The sequence below is a fragment of the Stenotrophomonas sp. TD3 genome (assembly GCF_001939825.1).
GTDB lineage: Bacteria > Pseudomonadota > Gammaproteobacteria > Xanthomonadales > Xanthomonadaceae > Stenotrophomonas.
In genome coordinates, this window is the sequence record NZ_MOYM01000001.1 from 3,157,166 (window position 1) to 3,179,199 (window position 22,034).

General features: G+C 67.7%; 18 protein-coding genes. 16 read left to right on the forward strand and 2 right to left on the reverse strand.

Annotation, left to right across the window (positions count from 1 at the left end; all coding sequences use genetic code 11):
• Positions 1–32: 32 nt before the first annotated feature.
• From mreC to BKE09_RS14785, 8 genes are all read left to right on the forward strand, one after another.
• Positions 33–1,136, forward strand: coding sequence for a rod shape-determining protein MreC (gene mreC, locus BKE09_RS14750; RefSeq protein WP_075676223.1), 1,104 nt, complete (start codon positions 33–35; stop codon positions 1,134–1,136).
• Complete coding sequence (gene mreD, locus BKE09_RS14755) at positions 1,133–1,618, forward strand: rod shape-determining protein MreD (RefSeq protein ID WP_005419400.1); 486 nt, start codon at positions 1,133–1,135, stop codon at positions 1,616–1,618. Before mreC ends, mreD begins: the two co-directional genes overlap by 4 nt.
• Before the next feature lie 3 nt (positions 1,619–1,621).
• The gene (gene mrdA, locus BKE09_RS14760; RefSeq protein WP_075676224.1) at positions 1,622–3,697 is read left to right on the forward strand and encodes a penicillin-binding protein 2; all 2,076 of its coding nucleotides are present in this window, start codon (positions 1,622–1,624) and stop codon (positions 3,695–3,697) included.
• Positions 3,694–4,806 carry a rod shape-determining protein RodA gene (gene rodA, locus BKE09_RS14765; protein WP_014038519.1) on the forward strand — a complete coding sequence of 371 codons (1,113 nt, stop codon included), beginning with the start codon at positions 3,694–3,696 and terminating at the stop codon, positions 4,804–4,806. The genes mrdA and rodA (BKE09_RS14765) overlap by 4 nt, the downstream gene beginning before the upstream one ends.
• A 141-nt stretch (positions 4,807–4,947) precedes the next feature.
• Positions 4,948–6,042, forward strand: a complete 1,095-nt coding sequence (gene rodA, locus BKE09_RS14770) for a rod shape-determining protein RodA (RefSeq protein ID WP_170871752.1) — start codon at positions 4,948–4,950, stop codon at positions 6,040–6,042.
• 1,139 nt (positions 6,043–7,181) lie between these two features.
• A complete protein-coding gene (gene mltB / locus BKE09_RS14775; RefSeq protein ID WP_075676225.1) occupies positions 7,182–8,327 on the forward strand; it encodes a lytic murein transglycosylase B in 1,146 nt (381 codons plus the stop codon).
• Positions 8,324–9,595, forward strand: coding sequence for a septal ring lytic transglycosylase RlpA family protein (locus tag BKE09_RS14780; protein ID WP_075676226.1), 1,272 nt, complete (start codon positions 8,324–8,326; stop codon positions 9,593–9,595). The genes mltB and BKE09_RS14780 overlap by 4 nt, the downstream gene beginning before the upstream one ends.
• A gap of 100 nt (positions 9,596–9,695) precedes the next feature.
• Complete coding sequence (locus BKE09_RS14785) at positions 9,696–10,916, forward strand: D-alanyl-D-alanine carboxypeptidase family protein (RefSeq protein WP_075676227.1); 1,221 nt, start codon at positions 9,696–9,698, stop codon at positions 10,914–10,916.
• 178 nt (positions 10,917–11,094) lie between these two features.
• On the opposite strand, the gene BKE09_RS14790 is transcribed toward BKE09_RS14785, so the two are convergent.
• Positions 11,095–12,153 (reverse strand): lipid A deacylase LpxR family protein, encoded by a 1,059-nt coding sequence (locus tag BKE09_RS14790; protein ID WP_083663100.1) that lies wholly within the window; start codon positions 12,151–12,153, stop codon positions 11,095–11,097.
• A 352-nt stretch (positions 12,154–12,505) separates the two neighbouring features.
• Here BKE09_RS14790 and BKE09_RS14795 point away from each other — a divergent pair, with 352 nt between their 5' ends.
• From BKE09_RS14795 to gnd, 7 genes are all read left to right on the forward strand, one after another.
• Complete coding sequence (locus BKE09_RS14795) at positions 12,506–12,784, forward strand: YbeD family protein (RefSeq protein ID WP_005411067.1); 279 nt, start codon at positions 12,506–12,508, stop codon at positions 12,782–12,784.
• The gene (gene lipB, locus BKE09_RS14800; RefSeq protein WP_014038512.1) at positions 12,772–13,482 is read left to right on the forward strand and encodes a lipoyl(octanoyl) transferase LipB; all 711 of its coding nucleotides are present in this window, start codon (positions 12,772–12,774) and stop codon (positions 13,480–13,482) included. Before BKE09_RS14795 ends, lipB begins: the two co-directional genes overlap by 13 nt.
• 18 nt (positions 13,483–13,500) lie before the next feature.
• A complete protein-coding gene (lipA, locus tag BKE09_RS14805) occupies positions 13,501–14,511 on the forward strand; it encodes a lipoyl synthase (RefSeq protein ID WP_014038511.1) in 1,011 nt (336 codons plus the stop codon).
• A gap of 284 nt (positions 14,512–14,795) precedes the next feature.
• Complete coding sequence (locus tag BKE09_RS14810; protein WP_049442837.1) at positions 14,796–16,973, forward strand: carboxy terminal-processing peptidase; 2,178 nt, start codon at positions 14,796–14,798, stop codon at positions 16,971–16,973.
• Positions 16,974–17,198: 225 nt separating this feature from the next.
• On the forward strand, positions 17,199–17,807 hold the full coding sequence (locus BKE09_RS14815) for a DUF2242 domain-containing protein (protein ID WP_075676229.1): 609 nt from the start codon (positions 17,199–17,201) through the stop codon (positions 17,805–17,807).
• 23 nt (positions 17,808–17,830) lie between these two features.
• A complete protein-coding gene (locus BKE09_RS14820) occupies positions 17,831–19,063 on the forward strand; it encodes a hypothetical protein (RefSeq protein WP_075676230.1) in 1,233 nt (410 codons plus the stop codon).
• Positions 19,064–19,073: 10 nt separating this feature from the next.
• A complete protein-coding gene (gnd, locus tag BKE09_RS14825; protein WP_075676231.1) occupies positions 19,074–19,979 on the forward strand; it encodes a phosphogluconate dehydrogenase (NAD(+)-dependent, decarboxylating) in 906 nt (301 codons plus the stop codon).
• Positions 19,980–20,334: 355 nt separating this feature from the next.
• Here the strand turns inward: gnd and BKE09_RS14830 are convergent, their stop codons facing one another.
• Positions 20,335–21,378: an oxidoreductase gene (locus BKE09_RS14830; RefSeq protein WP_075676232.1), complete on the reverse strand. Its 1,044-nt coding sequence runs from the start codon at positions 21,376–21,378 to the stop codon at positions 20,335–20,337.
• 170 nt (positions 21,379–21,548) lie between these two features.
• Between BKE09_RS14830 and BKE09_RS14835 the strand changes: the two genes are divergently transcribed.
• Complete coding sequence (locus BKE09_RS14835) at positions 21,549–21,932, forward strand: BON domain-containing protein (RefSeq protein WP_014038506.1); 384 nt, start codon at positions 21,549–21,551, stop codon at positions 21,930–21,932.
• The last annotated feature ends 102 nt before the right edge of the window (positions 21,933–22,034 follow it).

The window sequence follows — 22,034 nt, forward strand, 5'->3', positions numbered from 1 at the left end:
CCCTTCCGCCTTCTGCCAGTTGAATCGTTGCCGTGCCGCCCTACGCCGGTCCTCCCGTTGCCTCCCGATCCGGTGATGCCGCCAGCCCCCTGAGGTTGCTGGCTTACCTCGCATTGGCCATCACCCTGATCGTGCTCGACGACCAGGCCGGCTGGCTGGCGCGCCTGCGCGAGCAGGCCAACAGCCTGGTGCAGCCGGTATGGGCGCTGGCTGGCCTGCCCGGCAAGCTTGGCAACCAGGTCAAGGATTCCGCCGCCAGCCACACCCAGCTGGTGACCGAGAACCGCGAACTGCGCAACCAGCTGCTGCTGGCCAACGCGCGCCTGACCCGCCTGCAGACCGCCGCGCTGGACAACGCCCAGCTGCGCGAACTGCTGAACGTGGCCGAGCGCAGTGGCCTGGACGTGCAGCTGGCGCCGATCCTGGACATCGACCTGGACCCGGTGAAGCAGCGGCTGGTGCTTGATGCCGGCACCCGCGAGGGTGTGCATGTCGGCCAGGCGGTGATCGACGCCGGCGGCTTGATGGGGCAGGTGATCAGCGTCACCGGCGGCACCTCCACCGTGCTGCTGCTGACCGACCCCGACCACGCGGTGCCGGTCACCGTGGCCCGCAACGGCGTGCGCCTGATCGTCTACGGCCGCGGCGACAAGCTGGAGCTGCGCGACATTCCGCTCAGCGCCGGCGTGGAGGTGGGCGATGAGATCGTCACCTCCGGCCTCGGCGGGCGCTTCCCGGCCGGCTTCCCGGTCGGCACCATCACCGGCCTGCGCCCGGACGACACCCATGCCTTCCTGGTCGGCGAACTGAAGCCCGCGGCCCAGCTCGACCGCGGCCGCGACGTGCTGCTGCTGCGCCCGGGCGCGGCGATCCGGATTCCGCCGGAACTGCGCCTGCAACTGGAAGCCACCGCGCCGGGCGGCCCGGGCAGCGCCGCTGCCGCGCCGGCAATGCCTGCACCGGCCATGGGCCGGTCACCGGCTCCGTCTGCGACGCCGACGGTTGTCCCCGCATCCTCCCTTACCCCCGCGCCGTCGGCGCGCCCCCCTCAACAAGAGGGGGGCTCTCCCCCGGCCAGCTCCACGGTAGTGCCGGCCGCTGGCCGGCAACCGACCACGCCGGAGGCCCAGCGATGAGCCGCCTGCGCGACAACCCGTGGGTGCTGCCGGCCAGCCTGGTGGTGGCGCTGCTGCTGGGCCTGCTGCCGTTGCCGGCGCTGCTGCAGCCGCTGCGCCCGTACTGGCTGGCGCTGGTGCTGGCGTACTGGGTCATCGAAGCCCCCGAGCGTGTCGGCCTGGGCATCGCCTTCGCCAGCGGGGTGGTCGCCGACCTGCTGTACGGCGGCGTGCTGGGCGAACAGGCGCTGAGGCTGGTGATGCTGGCCTTCATTCTGCAGCGCTTCCGCGCCCGCATCCGCTTCTTCCCGATGTCGCAGCAGATGCTGGCCATCGGCGGCCTGCTGTTCAACGACCGCATCGTCAGCGCGCTGGTCCACATCGTGGTGGATGAGCCGACCCTGCCGTGGTCGTACTGGTGGGCACCGCTGCTGGGCATGGGCCTGTGGCCGCTGGTGTTCGTGCTGCTGGACGCGGTGCGCTTCGGCAAGCGCGGGCGCTGAGCCATGATCCCGCGCCGCCAGGTCAAGAACCCGCACGCCGAAGCCGAACAGTTCCGCCGTCGCGCGGCGCTGGGCTTCCTGGGCGTGCTGGTCTGCCTGCTGGGCCTGGGCGGCTGGTACTTCAAGCTGCAGGTGCTGGACCACGACGTCTACGCCACGCGCTCGGAAGCCAACCGCATCAAGCCGCGGCCGGTGGTGCCCGGGCGCGGCATGATCTACGACCGCAATGGCCGCCTGTTGGCCGAGAACGTGCCGGCGTTCCGCCTGGACGTGACGCCGGACAAGGTCAAGGACATGGACGCCACCCTGGAAGGGCTGGCGAAGATCATCAGCATCAGCCCGGAAGAGCTGGAAGCGTTCAACAAGTCGCGCAAGGCGCGCCGCAAGTTCCTGCCGGTCACGCTGAAGCTGCGCATGAGCGACGAGGAGATGGCGCGCTTCGCGGTCGACCGCTGGCGCTTCCCCGGCGTCGAGCTGGAGCCCTACCTGACCCGCCGCTACCCTTACGGCGATCTGTTCGCGCACATCATCGGCTACGTTGGCCGCGTCGATGACAAGGACCTGGAGATCCTCGGCGAAGGCAACGCTGCGCTGACCCACATCGGCAAGTCCGGCCTGGAGCGCTATTACGAGCAGCAGCTGCGCGGCAAGGTCGGCTACGAGCAGGTCGAGACCAACGTGCAGGGGCGTGCGATCCGCACCATCGGCCGCGTCGCCGCGCAGTCCGGCGCCGACCTGCGGCTGTCGATCGACGCCGACCTGCAGCGTGCGATGGTCGCCGCCTTCGGTGACCAGGAAGGCTCGGCGGTGGCGATGGACCCGCGCACCGGCGAAGTGCTGGCGATGGTCAGCCTGCCGTCCTACGACCCCAATCTGTTCGTCAACGGCATCTCGCATGCCGACTTCAAGGCGCTGAACGAAAACCCGTCGCGGCCGCAGTTCAACCGCCTGGTGCTCGGTGGCGTCGCCCCCGGTTCCACGCTGAAGCCGCTGATCGGCCTGGCCGGCCTCGATTCGGGTGTGCGCCGCCCGGAAGACAAGGTGCTGTCCACCGGCATGTTCTATCTGCCGGGCACCTCGCGCGGCTGGGGCGACGCCCACCGTGGCGGCCACGGCTGGACAGACCTGCGCAAGTCCATCGCCGAGTCGGTCAACACCTATTACTACAAGCTGGCGCTGGATCTGGGCATCGAGCGCTTCGACCATTACATGGAGTACTACGGCTTCGGCCAGCCGACCGGCATCGACCTCACCGGCGAGATCGGCGGCATCCTGCCGTCGCCGGCCTACAAGCGGAAGAGCCGCAAGGAAGCCTGGTACCCCGGCGATACGGTCAACATCAGCATCGGCCAGGGCGACTGGAAGGTCACCCCGCTGCAGCTGGCGCGCGGCGTCAGCGCACTGGCTGACGGCCAGCTGCGCACCCCGCACCTGGTGATCCAGCAGCGCGACGGTTTCGACAGCGACTGGTCGGCGATGCCGGCGGGCGAGAGCAAGCCGGTCAGCCCCAACCCCAACAACGTGCAGGCCGTGCGCGAGGGCATGATGGCGACCATGCGGCCCGGCGGCAGTGGCTGGCGCGTGGCGGTGGGTGCGCCGTACGTGATGGCCGGCAAGACCGGTACCGCGCAGGTCATCAGCCGAAAGGGCACGGCGGCGGTGAATCCCAAGAGCCTGCCGATGCACCTGCGCCACCGCGCGCTGTTCGTCGGCTTCGCGCCGGTCGAGAACCCAGTCATCGCGATCGCGGTGGCAGTGGAAGGCGGTGGCTATGGTGGTTCGGCCGCTGCGCCGATCGCCCGCAAGGTGTTCGACGCCTACCTGCTGGGCAAGATGCCCGAAGGCATGCAGCCGCTGGACAGCGAGCGCGGCACCACCGCCATCGGCGCCACGGCGTTCGACAACGAAGACGCGGGCGCGCGCCAGGCCGGCGACCTTGCCGCTGCGCAGCTGGGTGAACATCCGGTGCTGGTCGGCGTGCCTGCGCCGGAACCTCTGCCCGCACCGCAGCCGGGTACGCCGGCCGCCGCCGCGCTGCCCGCCACGCCGCGCCCGACTCCCGCGGAGCCCGCACGATGAGAGTGTTCCTGCGCTGGGCTGGCGACATGCTGCGCCGCTTCTTCAGCACGCTGGACTGGGTGCTGTGCCTGGCCCTGGGCGCGCTGATGGTGATTGGCCTGGCCACCCTGAAGAGCGCCGGTGGCGACGGCCTGGTGATGGCCCAGGGCGCGCGTTTTGCGGTGGGCATGGCCGCGCTGTGGGGCATCTCGCGGGTGCCGATCCTGCGCATCCGCTCGGCCACGCCGATGATCTATGCGATCTCGATGATCCCGTTGCTTGCGGTGTTCGTGCTGGGCACTGGCAAGTACGGCCGGCAGTGGCTGGACCTGAAGTTCTTCTACCTGCAGCCGGCCGAGCTGCTGAAGGTCAGCCTGCCGATGATGGTGGCCTGGTACCTGCACAAGATGCCGCTGCCGCCGCGCTTCAGCACCGTGCTGACCGCGCTGGTCATCATCGGCGTGCCGACCGGCCTGGTGATGCTGCAGCCGGACTTCGGTACCGGCGTGCTGATCGCCGCCAGCGGCGTGTTCGTGCTGCTGCTGGCGGGCCTGCCGTGGTGGTGGGTGGGCCTGGGCGTAGGCGGCGTGGCCGCAGTCGCGCCGGTGGCCTGGTTCTGGCTGCTGCGGCCGTACCAGAAGGACCGCATCATGATGTTCCTTGACCCGGAGATGGATGCACTGGGGGCCGGCTGGAACATCATCCAGTCGAAGATCGCGATCGGTTCCGGCGGCTTCGATGGCAAGGGCTGGGGCGAGGGCTCGCAGTCGCACCTGAACTTCATTCCCGAACAGACCACCGACTTCGCGTTCTCGGTATTGAGCGAGGAATTCGGCTGGATCGGCGTGGCCACCGTGCTGGCGCTGTACCTGGTGGTGATCGGTCGCTGCCTGTGGATCGCCAGCCAGTCGCGCGATTCCTATTCACGCCTGCTGGCCGGTGCCACCGGCCTGGCGTTCTTCGTCTATGTGCTGGTCAACGGCGGGATGATTTCCGGCCTGCTGCCGGTGGTGGGCGTGCCGATGCCGCTGATCAGCTACGGCGGTACCTCGGCAGTCTCGCTGCTGGCCGGCTTCGGCCTGGTGATGGCGGTGCGCAGCCACAACCCGGTGCACGGCGGTTACGGGTAACTCAGGCCCGCGCTCTTCCGTAGAGTCGAGCCATGCTCGACTGCTTCTGCTGCATGAAATGCAGTCGAGCATGGCTCGACGCTACAAACGCAGGAGCACCCTGACAGCTTCACGCAAGCGCCCGTTGCTACCGTGGCCAGCGTGGAATGGAAACGACTGCTTGGCGGCTGCCGTGAGGTGGTGCGCACCATCGATCTGCCGTTGCTGGCCGCCTTGTTGATCCTGATGGGCGCGGGCCTGGCGGTGCTGCACAGCGTGTCCGGGCCGGTGGGTGGCCAGGCAGCGCGCTTTGCCGGTGGGCTGCTGGCCATGTGGCTGCTGTCGCGCGTGTCGCTGCTGCGCCTGCGTGCATGGACACCGGCGTTGTATGCGCTGTCGATGTTGCCGCTGATGGCGGTGTACGTCATCGGCACCGGCAAGTACGGGCAGCGCTGGCTCAACCTTGGGGTGTTCTACCTGCAACCGTCCGAGCTGCTCAAGCTGAGCCTGCCGCTGATGATGGCGTGGTACCTGCACCGGCAGCCGCTGCCGCCGTCGCCGCGCACGGTACTGACCGCCGCAGTGCTGATCGGCGTGCCGGCGGTATTGATCCTGATGCAGCCCAATCTCGGCACCGCCACCTTGGTCACCGCCAGCGGCGTGTTTGCGTTGTTGCTGGCTGGACTGCACTGGGGCTGGGTGGCAACGGGTGCGGCAGGGCTGGCGGTGGCTGCACCCCTGGCCTGGTTCGGCCTGCTGCGGCAGTACCAGAAGGATCGCGTGCTGACCTTCCTCGACCCGGCAGCAGACCCGCTCGGCACCGGCTGGAACATCCTGCAGTCGCGCATCGCGATCGGTTCCGGTGGCTGGGAGGGGCGTGGCTGGGGGCAGGGCACGCAGGCCACGCTGGATTTCCTGCCCGAGTACACCACCGACTTCGCGTTTTCGGTGCTGGCCGAGGAATTCGGCTGGATCGGCGTGGCGACGCTGTTCGCGCTGTACCTGTTCGTGGTCGGGCGTTGCCTGTGGATTGCAGTGCACGCGCGCGACACCCATGCGCGGTTGCTGGCCGGCAGCCTGGGGCTGGCGTTCTTCGTCTACGTGCTGGTGAACGGTGGAATGATCTCCGGCCTGCTGCCGGTGGTGGGGATTCCGATGCCGCTGATCAGCTACGGCGGGACTTCGGCGGTCTCGTTGCTGGCCGGCATCGGGTTGGTGATGGCGGTACGCGGGCACCGGCCCGTGCACGGGGGATAGGGTTTCCAGCCAACGGCGCAGCCCCTCGTGGGTGGTCGCGCAAAGCAGTTCATGGGTGGGGCCGGGTAGATGGGCTGCGCAGGGGACGCTGCAAGTACGTCCATGTAAGCTCGGTCGCCGCTTGCTCGTGTGCGCTGTCCTGCGCACACGGCAAGACCCGGGTTGGGCGTCCTGCCCAACCCGCCCTAGGCATGCCTCGGGCCCATGCGGCTCACGCCCCTGCGCAGCCCATCTACCCGGCCACGGACAGGTTCCGTGCGCGTCTACCCACGGAGAAGAAAGAGAAGATCAAAAGCGGGTCGCGGCGCTGCGCTTGCTCATGAGCCGAGCATGGCTATGCCGGTCGTCCTGACCGGCACCCTTCGGGCCGTCGCCATGGGCGACGTTGGCAGCGGCTCCTGCCGCTGCCTTCGGCTCTACAGGAAGCAATGAAGCGGGCGGCCAAGCTGGTTTTGCTTTTGATCTTCTTTTTCTTTTCCGTGGGTGGACGAACACGGAATCTGCCAGCGGCCGGGTGGGTGGGCAGTGCGGGGTGTCCGCGGCATGGATGCCGCGGCCAAGCCCCCATGGATGGGTTCACGGCGTCCCCGCACTGCCCACCCACCCGGCCAGCCCTCAGCAATCCGGCTTTCAGCGACCAATTCCACCCACGAGGGGCTGCGCCGTTGGCTGGAACCTTCCTGACTCTGCGCAACGTCCGTTGTGGAATCGTTCTCACAACGACGCACAGCAGCACGCGCTCTGACCAATTTCCAGAAAAAATGCTAGCTGGTTCACACTTTTACAGCGCGTTGATCTTGATCAATGGACTTGTCGTAATCGGCCTGCACAATGGCGGCCCGTTCGGCACGGCGCGCCGTCAATCGATGCAGCGCGAGGGGGCGTCGGGCGGGAAGCAGTACTGATCCAACGGGTACAGGGAGCGCGGGGTACTGCCACTGGGGAGCGGCAGCCGCGCAGGTACCGACCGGATCCGGTCGCCGGTTGCGTCTGCGGGGATGGGGACGCAACCGGCAACCTCTATCTGAATGGGGCAGGGTGATCACGACGTCTTCACATTTCCCGCTGAACGCGGGCAAATCGTTGTGATTCATGGTGTTAGGGGTTTTAATTCATCCATGACCTGCTAACCTGCGACGATGATTCGACGCACTCTGGCCTGCATGCTCACCCTCGGCCTGGTCGCCTGCGCGACCCAGCCGAAGTCCCCACCGTCTTCGCCCCAGGCCAGCAGTACGCCGCGCCAACCCGCCGCCAAGGTCCATGGCCCGGCCGAGGCTGCGCCCGAAGCCACCGCTGCCACCGCGCCGCCGGTCGATCTGACCCCGGTGCCGTTCGAGGTCGCGCGGGCCCGCTTCATTGCCGATACCGCCAAGCGCTATGGCCTGAAGCCGGAGCAGATCAGCAGCGTGCTCGACCAGGCGCAGGTGCGCCAGCCGATCATCGCCGCGATGTCGCGCCCCGCCGAGCGGGTGAAGCCGTGGAACGAATACCGACCGATGTTCATCAGCAAGGCGCGCATCGATGGCGGCCGCGCGTTCCTGGCCCAGCACCGTGCCGAACTGGATCGCGTGCAGCAGCGCACCGGCGTGCCGGCCGAAGTGATCGTGGCGATCATCGGTGTGGAAACCAGCTACGGCAAGAATGCCGGCAGCCATCGCGTGCTCGATGCGCTGTACACGCTGGCGTTCTATTACCCGCGCAGCGGCGACCCGGCCAAGCTGGAACGCGAAGTGCGCCGCGAGTTGTTCTTCCGCGATGAACTGGCCAAGCTGTTCGAGCTGGGCCGCGAAGAGAACCTGGACATCACCACGCTCAAGGGCAGCTATGCCGGCGCGATGGGCATGGGCCAGTTCATGCCGTCCAGCTATCTGGATTACGCCGTGGACGGAAACGGTGATGGCCGCCGCGACCTGTTCACCAGCTACGACGACGTGTTCTCGTCCATCGCCAATTACTTCGTGAAGAAGGGCGGCTGGGTGCGTGGCGGACAGGTGGCCGTGCCGGCCACGCTGGCGCCGGGACGCGAGGAGTTCAATCCGACCGAATGGATGCCGACCTGGTCGATGGCCGATCTGGCGCAGCGCGGCTACCAGCCGAGCGCGCCGGTACAGCCGGGCGCCACCGCCACCCCGATCACGCTTGAAGGCAGCACCGGCAAGCAGTACTGGCTGGGCTTCCAGAACTACTACGCGATCACCCGCTACAACCTCTCGAAAATGTACGCGATGGCCGTGTTCCAGTTGTCCCAGGCCATCGCCGGACAGGAGCTGCCCCCGGCATGAACATCAGATGGCTGGTCCCAGGCTTGATCGTCCTCGCGTTGGCTGCCTGCAGCAGCACGCCGAAGAAGCCGGCCACGGCCGGCCATGGTGGCAAGTCCGGCGGCACCCTGGTGCAGGGGCGCGGCTCGCGGCCGGCACACTGCCCGGAAGGCTCGCCCTACGCAGCGGCCAAGGAAGACCTGAGCACCCGCGGCAACTACACCGCCGGTGGCCTCTACAAGCCGGGCGTGCGCGACAGCACGCCGGATTACATTCCCAACGTGGCCTGCATTCCCGAGCCGGAAGTGACCGCCGAGGAGCGCTCGGCGATCGGCAACAAGTCGCCGTACGTGGTGCTGGGCAAGTCGTACAAGGTGCTCGACGATACCCATGACTATGTCGAGCGTGGCACCGCGTCGTACTACGGCGCCAAGTTCCATGGCCGCCTGACCTCCAACCGCGAGGTCTACGACATGTACCAGTTCACCGCCGCGCACAAGACGCTGCCGCTGCCCAGCTTCGCCCGCGTGACCAACCTCGACAACGGCGAGTCGGTGATCGTGCGCGTCAACGATCGCGGCCCGTTCCACGATGGCCGCGTGGTCGATCTCAGCTATGCCGCCGCGGTGCGCCTGGGCATCACCCAGCGCGGTACCGGCAACGTGGAAGTGCGCGCGCTGCAGCCGGGCGAGAGCAACCTGCTGGCGCAGAAGCCGTCGCGCCGCGAGCGTCGAGCCGCCGAAGCGGCAGCCGCGGTGGCCAGTGCGCGCCCGGCACCGACCGCGCGCGCAACCGCTGACAGCGATATCGATCGCCTGGTCAAGGGCCTGCCGGCCGATGGCATGCCGGCACGTGGCCAGCCGGCCACCACCCAGGGCGTGGCCAGCACCGTGCCGGATGTGGCGGTCAGCAGCCTGCCGCCGAGTGCGCCGCTGGTGCGCAGCACTGCACCGGCACCGGTTGCAGTCGCCAGCACCGCGCCGCGCGCCGTCGCGCCGGCACCCGTGCGTACCGTCGCCGCCACGCCGGCGGCACCCAGCCTGTCGCAGCAGGTGGTGGGCGCGGTGATGGTGCAGGTCGCCAGCTTCTCCAGCCGCGACAACGCCAACCGCGCGATGGGCCAGCTCAATGCCGCCGGCATCGTCGGCGCGACCATCAGCGATATCGCCGCCGGTGGCCGCACGCTGTTCCGCCTGCGCGTTCCCGCCAACGACCATGCCAGTGCCGCGGAACTTGTCGGCCGCATCGCCGGTCTGGGCCTGGGTTCGCCGCAGATCGTCAAGGATTGATCCGCCCGGGCCGATGCTGCCGGCCCATGCTCCCCCGGCCTTACAATGGCCGTTACGTTCCACCCTCCATTCCCGGCCGTCCCCTGGAGCCTGCTGTCCAATGAATTTCCGTTCCGCCGCCACCGCCCTGGCCGCCACCCTGGTGGTGGGCCTGGCTTCCGCCCAGACGCCGCTGCCGACCCCGGCCACGCCGGCGCCTGCCGCCGCCGCTGCTGCCCCGGCCACCGTCGCCACTCCGCCGGCCCCGGCGCCGAGCGTGTCCAAGGCCTGGGTCCTGATGGATTACGCCACCGGCCAGGTGCTGGCTGGCGAGAACGTCCACGAGCAGCTGGCCCCGGCCAGCATCACCAAGGTGATGACGTCCTACGTGATCGCCGCCGAGGTCAAGAACGGCAAGGTCCGTGCGGATGACCAGGTGATGATGAGCGAGCGCGCCTGGCGCGAAGGTGGCGCCGGCACCGACGGCAGCTACAGCGGCTTCCCGGTCAACCAGACCGCACGCCTGGAAGACATGGAAAAGGGCATGGCGATCCAGTCCGGCAATGACGCCGCGATCGCTCTGGCCGAGCATGTGGCCGGCAGCGAAGAAGCCTTTGCGTCGCTGATGAACAGCTACGCCGCCAAGATCGGCATGAAGGACTCGCACTTCGTCAACGCGCACGGCCTGACCGCACAGGGCCACCACAGCACCGCCTACGACCTGGCGCTGCTGGGCCGCGCGATGGTGCGTGATTACCCGGAAACCTACGCGTACAACAAGATCAAGGAATTCCAGGTCGGCAACATCAAGCAGCCGAACCGCAACCTGCTGTTGTGGCGCGATGGCAGCGTGGACGGCATCAAGACCGGCCACACTTCCGAAGCCGGCTACTGCCTGATGAGCTCGGCCCAGCGTGGCGACCAGCGCCTGATCGCCGTGGTGCTGGGTGGTTCGTCGGAGAAGCAGCGTGCCGATGACAGCCTGGCCCTGCTGAACTGGGGCTTCCGCTTCTTCGAGACCCACCGCCTGTACGAACCGGGCAAGGCCGTGGCCGAGCACAAGGTCTGGAAGGGCACCACCGACAAGGTGCAGCTGGGCGTGGCCCAGCCGATGCTGGTGAGCGTGCCGCGCGGCCGCTACAACGACCTGAAGCCGAGCATCGACGTGCCCAAGACCCTGGAAGCACCGTTCACCGCCGGCCAGCAGATCGGCACCGTGAAGGTCACCCTGGATGGCAAGGTCATCGCCGAGGCACCGCTGGTGGCCGTGGCCGCCGTCGAGCAGGCCGGCTTCTTCAAGCGCCTGTGGGACAGCTTCTGGATGTGGTGGGAATCGGAATGATCCACGCCCCGGCGTGGTGAACGAAAAGGCCGGCGAATGCCGGCCTTTTCTGTTTCGGGATGCCGCTTGCGCATGAATCCTGCCGGATGGGGGTAGAGCCGGCCGCTGGCCGGCTCCTCATGAACCCATCCGGATATGCCGGCAGCCGGCCAGGGGTGTGCCGACCAACGGTCGGCACCTACAGCGAGCGGCTGATGGTGAAGCTGCCGAACACCGGCGACTGGCGCTGGCCATCGAATTCGCGGGTGCTGTGGTAGCGGGCGACTGCGAATTTCCAGCGCCCACGCATCACCGCGATACCGTAGCCGCCCTGGGCCACGACGTGGCGCTTATCAACGCTGTGGCTGCTGCGGAACGTGTTGCCGTCCAGGGTGATGTCGCGGATCATCCACGCCGCGTCGGTGGTCACGAACAGGTGCCATGACCAGCCATTGGGACGACCGCCACGGGTCGGTGCCGTGTTCTCGCCGGCCGGACGCAACGGTGTGCTGCCGAAATCATCGGGCAGCTTCCAGCCGAAACGCACTTCGCCACCGGCATTGGCCTTGGTTTCCAGGTTGCCGAACGCACCACCGTAGTGGCTGATCGCATCCCAGCCCCAGCCACCGGCATTGACGCTGGCATCGGCCGGCCAGCGGCGCATGCGCTCATGGGTCAGCATGAACACCGGTTCGTTGTGCAGCTGGTTGTCCCAGCCCTCGAACTTCTTGTCGCCCAGGAGGTTGTGCACCGCGTCCTGCACCTGCTTGCCCTGTGCCCACGGGCCAACCACGCCCAGCGTCAGCTGGGTGGTCTGCAGGCGGTCGCCACTGCGCGCGTTGAAGCCGAAGCTGGCGATCAGCACGCCGGCATACGGGCGGTCATCCTTGATCAGATCGCGGCGGGCCGGGTCGGTCGGGGTGAAGATGCCCTGGCCGATGCTGAAGATCATGTTCTGCTGTTCGAACCTGCCGGGGTGCAGGCCTTCCAGGTACTGGTTCACCCAGCGCGCCATGCGCGGCAGGCAGGGGTCGTCGGTGTAGTCGACCAGGTTCGGCGAGACCAGGGTCAGCTGCGCGCCGTTGGTGTAGCCCTGGTCCTGGTGGCGGCCACCGAACAGGTCGTTGTCGACGCGGAAATTGATCTGCGGCGGGTGGTCGCGCATGGCGTCCGGTCCACACTGTTCGGCCGCCTGGGCGGCAAGGGGAAGGGTAGCGGCCAGCAGGCCGGCCAGCCCGAGGGCTGCGACACTACGCATGGATGGAATGCTCATGGGGAAGGGGGCGGTTTTCTGTCGTTTTCTGCAACGCCACGGTACTCGCGCCCGCGCGCCGGAACGAGCGCGTTGGGATCACTTGTCTGTTCCGAAAACAACATTGTCCGGCGGACACAATTTGTTACTCGATCCGGCGCCGGTACCGTTCCACGCAGGCGCCGCAGCTCGCCCTGGAGGGGCTGTGGCCCGGCCGCAGCGGGGGATTGCAGTCAGCTGCGGTTGGGCCTTCGGCCCGGGCCACCTGGGCCGCCTGCAACGCAGCAGACCGCCGGTGCCGTCTTTGACGTTGATGAATACTCTTGGGTTTGTTGCCCTGCGGCCCGATAATGGGGCCATGGAAATCAAGTCCGACAACCCCGACCACGGCTTCCAGTTCCCCGGCCAGTTCGAGCTCAGCGCCATGGGCCCGGCCAACCGCGGCCTGGAGCATGAGCTTCCCCGTCTGCTGCTGGCTGCCGGCATCGATGTGGTGAACGAACGCATCAGCTGGAAGCATTCGTCCAACGGCAAGTACGTGTCCGTCCGCATCGTGTTCAAGGCCGAGAGCCGCGAGCAGTACGACCTGGCGCACCAGGCACTGCGCGACCACCCGGAAGTGAAGTGGACGCTGTAGCCGACAGCTGCCCGGCCGAAGCCGCCCCGGAAGACCGCGCGCCGCGTCCGGCGGTGGTCCGTGACCTCGGCCGCCAGGCCTATGAACCGGTGTGGCGCGCCATGCAGCGCTTCACCGACCAGCGCAGCGACGCCGATGCCGACGAGCTGTGGGTGGTGGAGCACGACCCGGTGTTCACCCTGGGCCAGGCCGGCAAGGACGAGCATGTGCTGGCGCCGGGCGATATCCCCGTGCTGCACGTGGACCGCGGCGGCCAGGTGACCTATCACGGCCCCGGCCAGATCGTGGTCTATCCGTTGCTGCGCCTGCCGCGGCTGGGCATCGGCGTGCGCGACTACGTGTGCCGCATCGAGCAGGCGCTCATCGATACCCTGGCCGAGTGGAACATCGGCGCCGAACGCCGCGAGGGCGCCCCGGGCGTCTACGTCGGTGGCGCCAAGATCGCCGCGCTCGGCATCCGCGTGCGCCGCGGCTGCACCTTCCATGGCCTGGCCTTCAACGTGGCCATGGACCTGGAACCCTTCCACCGCATCAACCCCTGTGGCTATCAGGGGTTGCAGGTGACCTCGGTGGTAGACTTGGGCGGCCCCTCCGGGATGGATGCCGTCAAGCCGGTGCTGCTGGACCACCTGGCCCGCCAGTTCGGCCTGCTGCTGCAGCACACGCCGGAACTGCCCGATCTTTCTGCGGCCGCCTGACCGCCCCCCGGAACTGCCATGACTGAAACCACCGCCCGTTCCATTCCCCTGCAGATCGTGCAGGGCGACTCTCCGTCCGCCGCGCCGTTGCAGGCCGGGGTCAAGCAGCTGGGCGGTGACAAGATCAACCGTTCGCCGGTGCAGTTCGCCGACGCGCCGGTGCTGCGCAAGCCGTCCTGGATCCGCGTGCGCATTCCCTCGGGCAATGCCGTGCAGAACCTGAAGGCCAAGCTGCGCGAGAACCGCCTGGTGACGGTGTGCGAGGAAGCCAGCTGCCCGAACATCCACGAGTGCTTCGGCCATGGCACCGCCACCTTCATGATCCTCGGCGAGGTCTGCACCCGCCGTTGCTCGTTCTGCGACGTGGCCCACGGCCGCCCGAAGCCGCCGGATGCCAACGAGCCGGCCAGTCTCGGCCAGACCGTGGCCGACATGGGCCTGAAGTACGTGGTGGTGACCAGCGTCGACCGCGATGACCTGCGCGATGGCGGTGCCCAGCACTTCGTCGACTGCATCACCGCCATCCGCGCGAAGTCGCCGGGTACCCGCATCGAAGTGCTGACCCCGGACTTCCGCGGCAAGGGCCGCATGGAGCGCGCGCTGGAGATCCTGGCGCAGAACCCGCCGGACGTGTTCAACCACAACATTGAAACCGTGCCGGACCTGTACCGCAACGTGCGCCCGGGTGCGGACTACCAGTGGTCGCTGAACCTGCTGAAGAACTTCAAGGCGCAGCACCCGGACGTGCCGACCAAGAGCGGCATCATGCTGGGCCTGGGCGAAGAGTTCGAACAGATCAAGGCCACCATGCGTGACCTGCGCGCGCATGACGTGGACATGATCACCATCGGCCAGTACCTGCAGCCGACCGCGCACCACCACCCGGTGCTGAAGTACTGGACCCCCGAGGACTACAAGGCGCTGGAAGACTACGGCTACGAGCTGGGCTTCAGCCACGTGGCCTCCGGCCCGATGGTGCGCTCGTCGTACCACGCCGACGTCCAAGCCAAGGGCGCGGGCGTCTCCTGACACCCTGCCGGTGGGTGGGAGCTGCTTCTCCTGTGGGTGCGGACCGTTGGTCCGCACACCTCTGCCTGCTGTAGAGCCGAGCCCATGCTCGGCTGCTTGCTGGCGGCCTGCCGAGCAAGGGCTCGGCCATGCCTTCGCCTGCATTCACAATTTGCTACACCGGCCCCGCTAGGCTGGTTTTCCACCGAGCGCGGCCGGGTGACAAACCCGGCAACTTTCGGCACTGTCGTGGTGTCTGAACACCCTGCAGTCTCCCCCTTGGCAAGGCGCCTTCGAGCACGTCAATGAAATTCAAAGCCCCCGCATTCCTGATGGCCCTGGCGCTGGTCGCGCCGCTGGCGCTGGCGGCCAAGGCCGACTCGCCCGCATTGCCCGCGGCGGCCACCGCCGATCAGGTGACCACCTCCAAGCTGGTGTACGGCCTGTTGTCCGACAGCCGCTACGCCTACCGCCCGCGTGCGCTGGATGAGGCCACTTCCAAGGACGTATTCAAGCGTTACCTGGAGACCCTGGACGGCGGCAAGCAGTACTTCACCCAGGCCGACGTGGCGCGCTTCGCGCCGTTCGAAGCCAATATCTCCTCGGCCATCCGTGGCGGCGAGCTGGAGCCGGCGTTCCAGGTGTTCGCGGTCTACAAGCAGCGCGTCGGCGAGCGCGTGGCCTATGCGCGCAAGCTGCTCAAGCAGGAGCCGGACTTCACCACCGACGAGCGCTTCGAATACGACCGCAAGAAGGTGCCGTGGGCGGCCAGCAGCGCCGAGCTGGATGAGCTGTGGCGCAAGTCGGTGAAGAACGACTGGCTGCGCCTGAAGCTGGCCGGCAAGAAGCCGGATGACATCCGCAAGACGCTGGACAAGCGCTACGCGACGCTGGAGAAGTCGGTCAACGAGCTGAAGGGCGAAGACGTCTTCCAGTTCTTCATGAACTCGTACACCAGCGCGGTTGATCCGCACACCGATTACTTCACCCCGCGCACCGCCGAGAACTTCAACCAGGCGATGTCGCTGTCGCTGGAGGGCATCGGTGCGCAGCTGCAGCGCCAGGACGACGTGGTGGTGATCCGCGAGATCATCGCCGGTGGTCCGGCCGCGGTGGACGGCACGCTGAAGCCGGGTGACCGCATCGTCGGCGTTGGCCAGGGCAAATCCGGCCTGGTCGAGGACGTGATCGGCTGGCGCATCGACGATGTCGTGGCCAAGATCCGCGGCGCCAAGGACACCCAGGTCAAGCTGGAATTCATTCCGGCTGCCGAAGGTGCCGACGGCAAGCACCACACCCTGGTGCTGACCCGGCAGAAGGTGCGCCTGGCAGAACAGGCCGCCAAGGGCGAGACCATGACCATTCCGGCCGCCAACGGCGAGCCGGCACGGAAGATCGGCGTGATCAAGCTGCCGACCTTCTACCAGGACTTCGAGGGCCGTCGCCGCAATGCCGCCGACTATGCCTCGGCCACCCGCGACGTGGCCAAGCTGCTGGCCGGTTTCAAGAACGACAAGCTGGACGGCGTGGTGCTGGACCTGCGCAACAACGGTGGTGGCTCGCTGGACGAAGCGATCGAACTGACCGGCCTGTTCATCGAGCAGGGCCCGGTGGTGCAGGTGCGCGAGTCCGGTGGCCGCGTCACCGTCAACAGCGACCGCAACCAGGGCGTGGCCTGGGACGGCCCGCTGGCGGTGCTGATCAACCGTGGTTCGGCCTCGGCCTCGGAGATCTTCGCCGGTGCCATCCAGGATTACGGTCGTGGCCTGGTGATCGGTGAGACCAGCTTCGGCAAGGGCACCGTGCAGAACATCGTCGACCTCGACCGTTGGCCGAGCGGCGAGACCCAGCGCTTCGGCCAGGTCAAGCTGACCATCGCCCAGTTCTTCCGCATCAGCGGCAGCAGCACCCAGCACAAGGGCGTGGTGCCGGACCTGGCCTTCCCGGCCAGCGTCGATGCCACCGAATTCGGCGAAAGCACCTACGACAACGCGCTGCCGTGGACCCGCATCGCCGCCGTGCCGCACACCCAGTACGGCAACTTCGCGCCGCTGCTGCCGAAGCTGGAGACCCGTCACGACGCGCGTATCGCCACCGACAAGGAATTCCAGTGGTGGAACGAGGACGTGCAGCAGTTCCGCACCGAGGCCGCGAAGAAGTACATCTCGCTCAACGAGGCCACCCGTCGCGCCGAGCGCGAGCGCCAGGACGCCCAGCGCAAGGAGCGCCAGGTGCAGCGCAAGGAACTGGGCCTGGCCCTGGACCCGCTGGCCGATGACAGCAGCGACGATGGCCTGACCGGCAACGAGCGCGACATCGTGAAGGATGCCGCCCGCGAGAAGGCCGCCGAAAAGCGTCCGGACCCGCTGCTGCGCGAGTCGGCCTCGATCCTGGCTGATGCAGTGAACCTGCTGGCCAACGACCGCCCGCTGTCGGCGCAGGTGCTGCCGCAGTCCACCGGCGCCGGCCGCTGGGCGGACTGAGCGGAGACGGCATGTGATACCCGAGGGGCCGGCATTGCCGGCCCCTCTGCGTAAAAGGGGACCGCAAAAGGGGACGGAGGGAATTAAGTCGTTTGTGGCACAAACGACTTAATTCCCTCCGTCCCCTTTTCGTGCATGAACCGGGAGCAACGTGTGGGGGCATGTCGACCTGCCGCACACGGGGGCGGGACTACCCTTGGTACTTCCGTTCTCGCAGGAGTACCCATGCGGGCCTCCCGTCTTTCCAGCGCTGCCGTGGCGCTCACCAGCGCCCTGATCCTCTCGGCCTGCGGTGGCCGTGCCGCCGACAGCACCGTGCTGCGCGAGTCCTTCGATTCCGGCGATACCTTTTCGCGCACCGTTGAGGGGCGCCCAGGCGAAGCCTGCGAGGCGGCGCGCCGCACCCTGCTCAGCCAGGGCTATGCCATCGCCCGTTCCGATGATGCACAGGTGGAGGGCAACAAGAATTTCCAGCCCCGCGAGGATGACCATGAGCAACTGGTGCTGCGCATCTCCTGCGCCCCGCGTGGCAGCCAGACGCTGGTGTTCGTCAGCGCAGTGCAGGACCGCTACGCGCTGAAGAAGAGCCCGACCTCGGCCAGTGTCGGTGTGGGCGCGCTGGGCTCGGTGTCGCTGCCGTTCGGCAGCAACGACGACTCGCTGGTGAAGGTGGCCAGCAGCACGGTCACCGACGCTGAGTTCTATCGTCGCTTCTTCCAGCGCCTGCAGCAGTACCTGCCGGCTGCGGCGGGTAAATCTGCGCCATCGCCATCGCCATCGCCATCGCCGGCAGCGGCGCCGGAGCCCGCACCGGCGGTCACGGACCAGGGCTGAGCGTGCGCGGCAGGTGGCTGAGTATGGCCCTGCTGCTGGTGCCAGCGTGGGGCGTCACAGCGTCATCCGTGGACTGTGCGCAGGGCCTGCTGCAACGGCTGGGGTGGCGCTTCGAGGACGCGGATCTTCGTGCGCCGCAGGTACACAAGGGGCCGGTGTGTACGCGTGCCTCGCTCGCCGCGGCGCAGGCAGCGGGTGATCTGCGCGTACGCTGGCCGGCGGATCTGCCTGCAGGCGAACGACAGGCACTGCTGCAGCAGCTGCTGGAAGACCCTGCCACGGTCTGCGCCTATGCCTTCGAGCTGGGGGCGGCCACGCGGCGCGCGACCTCGGCATTGCAGGGCAATGCCACGTTCCGTTTCTCCGGCCCGCAGCTGGGCTGGATCGGCTTCGGTCTGGGTGGCGCATCGGCACAAGGCTGGCAGCGTACGCGCAGTTTCGGTCGTGGCTTCGTGCCCAGTGCGGGCAACAGCCATGCGCTGCAGACGTTCTACAGCGGTAGCGTGCGTGCCGAATGCGGTGTCGGCCGCCAGGTCGCGCAGCTGGCCACCCAGCGCGAGCTGTATGGCGATACTGCGTTCGATACGGAGTTCGCAGCAGATGAACTGTCGATTGGCACCTTCCTCGCGCTGCACGATACCGACAGCATCCTGCTCGGCGCACATGCTGGCGATTTCTTCGCCGACGGCAAGGCGGTGCGCACGTCGGTGATGGGGCGGCAGGCGTTCGTCGGCGTGCCTGGTTTCATCGAACATGTGTACGACAAGGGCATGCTGGACGACCTGAGCAACCAGGCCGAGAACTTCGTGGTGGTCGAGGTGGGTGAGGGCGCTGCGCAGGCGTTACAGCTGCACGGCGGTCTGGCCTGGTACGACCAGCGCAATGCTGAGCTGTGGAAACTGGCGCAGGACATCCCGCGCATCGGCCAGCGCTACTTCGAGCGCCTGCTGTTCGAGCGCGATCCACACCTGCGCGCACGGCTGGCGCCGCGCTACCACAACACGCTGGCACGCATGGACCAGCTGCTGGACGATCCGTTCTACCAGCAGTTCGTGATCTATGTGCATCCGCGCGGTATACGTCCCATCGGCTACCACATCGCCCGCCTGCTTGATCGTAATCCGCGCACGCCGTTTTCGATCGACCTGGCGGTGCACAATCTGCATACCACGCTCTACCGGCGTTGGCGCGAGGCGCAGCTGCGCCACTGCGCGGCTACCGGCAGGCCAGGCAGCCTGACCCTAGACCCCAACTGAAGGTGAAACAATGGACATTGCAATGATCGGCCTCGGCCGCATGGGCGCCAACATGGCCCAGCGCCTGCATCGCGGCGGCCACCGCGTGGTCGGCTACGACCCGGGCGAAGGCGCCCGCCAGCGCGCCGCCGAGGCCGGCCTGGAGGTGGTTGATTCGCTGGCCGCCGCCGTGGCCGCGCTGCCGGTACCGCGCGTGGTGTGGCTGATGGTGCCGGCCGGCGAAACCGTCGACCAGACGCTGGGCCAGCTGACCCCGCACCTGGCCGAGGGTGACATCGTCATCGATGGCGGCAACTCCAACTACCAGGACTCGATCCGCCGCGCCAAGGCGCTGGCCGAGAGCGATCTTGGCTACGTCGACTGCGGCACCAGCGGTGGCGTGTGGGGCCTGCAGGAGGGCTACAGCCTGATGGTCGGTGGCGAAGCGTCGGTGGTGGAGCAGATCGCACCGCTGCTGCGCACGCTGGCTCCGGCCGAGGACCGTGGCTGGGGGCGTGTCGGCCCGTCCGGCGCCGGCCACTTCACCAAGATGGTCCACAACGGCATCGAGTACGGAATGATGCAGGCCTACGCCGAAGGCTTCGCGCTGATGGAGCGCAAGCAGGAGATGGAACTGGACCTGGCCCAGGTGGCGGAAGTGTGGCGCCACGGCAGCGTGGTGCGTTCGTGGCTGCTGGACCTGAGCACCGAAGCCCTCAAGCGCAATCCGTCGCTGGATGGCATCGCGCCGTACGTGGAGGATTCCGGCGAAGGCCGCTGGACCGTGGCCGAAGCCATCGCGCTGGACGTGCCGGCGCCGGTGATCACGCTGTCGCTGCTGGAACGCCTGCGTTCGCGTGAATCGAATTCGTTCACCGATCGCCTGCTGTCGGCGATGCGCAATGAATTCGGTGGCCACGCCATCAAGAAGTCGTAAGCACTGTGGTGGGGTCGGATCCCTTTCCGCAGGAAAGGGCTCTGACCCCATGCAGCCAGTCGAGCATGGCTCGACGCTACAAAAGCCTTCTCCGATCGTTGCCACGTGATCCACGCATGGCGTGGATGTGTCGACCAAGGTCGACACCTACCGTCGGGCGCGGGAATCTGTCGAAGGCGGGGTGGGTCCGGTTGCGGGGGCGTGAGCGCCATGGATGGCGCGACCGAGCCTACATGGACGTATTTACGGCGTCCCCCGCAACCGGACCCACCCCGCCATCTCACGGATAGCTTGCTTTTGACGTTGGCGTTGACGTTGCCGTTGATTCGGCAGGTGCAGGGCGCAGCCCTGCCGGTCATCCCAACTGCACCCGCCGTCCTTCGCGCGCGCTGTCCATGCCGGCCTGCAGCAACCGCATCAGCTGCAGCGCCTGCACCGGGCTGACCGTCGGCTCGCCATCGCCGTGCATCGCTGCCGCGAACCGTGCATACAACCGCCGGTAGTCGCCCGGCAGGTTGTCGACCGTCGTGCGCTGCACGTTGTCCCCGGCATCGCAGCGCAACAGCTCGCCATGCCGCGGATCAATGCCCCAGCCCGGCGCGCCCGGTGCCACGCCACGGCGCAGCTGCGCTTCCTGCACATCCAGTCCGTGCTTGATCCAGCTGCCATCGCGGCCATGCACTGCGAAGTGCGGCGTGGGCGCCGCCACCAGTGAACCGGCGTGCACGATCGCGCGGTGTCGCGGATAGTGCAGCACCGCGTGGAAGTAATCGATGCCGCTGCCGCCTTCGCGCTGCACGGCCAGATCGGCATCGATCGCCTCGGGCCAGCCGAACAGCACCAGCATCTGGTCGAGCAGGTGCGGGCCGAGGTCGTACCACAGGCCACTACCCGGCCCGTCCTGCTCGCGCCAGCGGTCGCGCACCTGCGGGCGGTAACGATCAAAGTGTGCGTGGCACTCGGCCACGTCACCGAGCGCGCCTTCGGCCAGCAGCGCCTGCAGGGTGAGGAAGTCGGCATCGAAGCGCCGGTTCTGGAACACGGTCGCGATGCGTCCGGCATCGCGCGCCGCAGCCAGCACCGTTTCCGCTTCGGCCACATCCAGCGCGAATGGCTTGTCGACCAGCACGTGCTTGCCCGCCGCCAGCGCGGCGATCGCCAGCGGCGCGTGCTGTTCGTTCGGCGTGGCGATCACCACCGCATCCACCGCTGGATCGTCGAATACATCCTGCGGCGTGGTGCGCACGTGCACGTCGCTGAACGCGCGCAGCAGGGTGTCGCGTTGCGAGCTGACGATGCTGTGCAGCACCAGCCCGGGCGTGTGCTGGATCAGTGGCGCATGGAAGACGCGGCCGGCGAGGCCGTAGCCGATCAGGGCCAGTTGCAGGTCGGGGCGCATGGCAGGGCTCCGGCAGTGGGAAGGGCAGGGTAAACGACGGGTGCTGGCCGTCCAAAACTGAACCGTTGCCTTTGGAAACGTTTCGATTCACGGCGGCATGACCGCAACGCCACGCCTGCTCCACGGTGGCTTGTCCAGACTGGCAGCACATCCCGAAGGAGTACGACACGATGAGCAATACCACCCGCACGCTGATTGCTTCCGCCCTGACCCTGGGCCTGGCGCTGTCCTCCTCGGCCGCATTCGCCAAGGACCCGGCCGCGAAGAGCCCGCCGACCAGCACCCATCCGACGACCCATGCCGATCGCCATGACTCCAACGAGCCGGTGACCGATACCTGGATCACCACCAAGGTGAAGGCCGATCTGCTGGCCAGCAGCAACGTTCCGGGCACTGAAATCAAGGTGGAAACCGTGAATGGCGTGGTCAGCCTGAGCGGTGCCGTGGCCACCCAGGCCGAGAAGGACAAGGCGGTCACCACCGCCAAGGGCATCAAGGGCGTGACCCGCGTCGATGCCGCCGCATTGAAGGTCAGCGCCGCTGCCAAGCGCTGACCCCGGTGGGCGCCCCGGCATGGGGCGCCCGCTTTGCCTGTAGAGCAAGCCATGCTCGGCTGCTCTGTCTGGCTCAAGCCGAGCATGGCTCGGCTCTACCGT

Bases quoted from the DNA above. Each gene is read 5' to 3' on its own strand.
- mreD (WP_005419400.1), top strand. From the start codon at position 1,133: ATGAGCCGCCTGCGCGACAACCCGTGGGTGCTGCCGGCCAGCCTGGTG.
- mrdA (WP_075676224.1), top strand. From the start codon at position 1,622: ATGATCCCGCGCCGCCAGGTCAAGAACCCGCACGCCGAAGCCGAACAG.
- rodA (WP_014038519.1), top strand. From the start codon at position 3,694: ATGAGAGTGTTCCTGCGCTGGGCTGGCGACATGCTGCGCCGCTTCTTC.
- mltB (WP_075676225.1), top strand. From the start codon at position 7,182: ATGATTCGACGCACTCTGGCCTGCATGCTCACCCTCGGCCTGGTCGCC.
- BKE09_RS14780 (WP_075676226.1), top strand. From the start codon at position 8,324: ATGAACATCAGATGGCTGGTCCCAGGCTTGATCGTCCTCGCGTTGGCT.
- BKE09_RS14785 (WP_075676227.1), top strand. From the start codon at position 9,696: ATGAATTTCCGTTCCGCCGCCACCGCCCTGGCCGCCACCCTGGTGGTG.
- BKE09_RS14790 (WP_083663100.1), bottom strand. From the start codon at position 12,153: ATGCGTAGTGTCGCAGCCCTCGGGCTGGCCGGCCTGCTGGCCGCTACC.
- BKE09_RS14795 (WP_005411067.1), top strand. From the start codon at position 12,506: ATGGAAATCAAGTCCGACAACCCCGACCACGGCTTCCAGTTCCCCGGC.
- lipA (WP_014038511.1), top strand. From the start codon at position 13,501: ATGACTGAAACCACCGCCCGTTCCATTCCCCTGCAGATCGTGCAGGGC.
- BKE09_RS14810 (WP_049442837.1), top strand. From the start codon at position 14,796: ATGAAATTCAAAGCCCCCGCATTCCTGATGGCCCTGGCGCTGGTCGCG.
- BKE09_RS14815 (WP_075676229.1), top strand. From the start codon at position 17,199: ATGCGGGCCTCCCGTCTTTCCAGCGCTGCCGTGGCGCTCACCAGCGCC.
- BKE09_RS14820 (WP_075676230.1), top strand. From the start codon at position 17,831: ATGGCCCTGCTGCTGGTGCCAGCGTGGGGCGTCACAGCGTCATCCGTG.
- gnd (WP_075676231.1), top strand. From the start codon at position 19,074: ATGGACATTGCAATGATCGGCCTCGGCCGCATGGGCGCCAACATGGCC.
- BKE09_RS14830 (WP_075676232.1), bottom strand. From the start codon at position 21,378: ATGCGCCCCGACCTGCAACTGGCCCTGATCGGCTACGGCCTCGCCGGC.
- BKE09_RS14835 (WP_014038506.1), top strand. From the start codon at position 21,549: ATGAGCAATACCACCCGCACGCTGATTGCTTCCGCCCTGACCCTGGGC.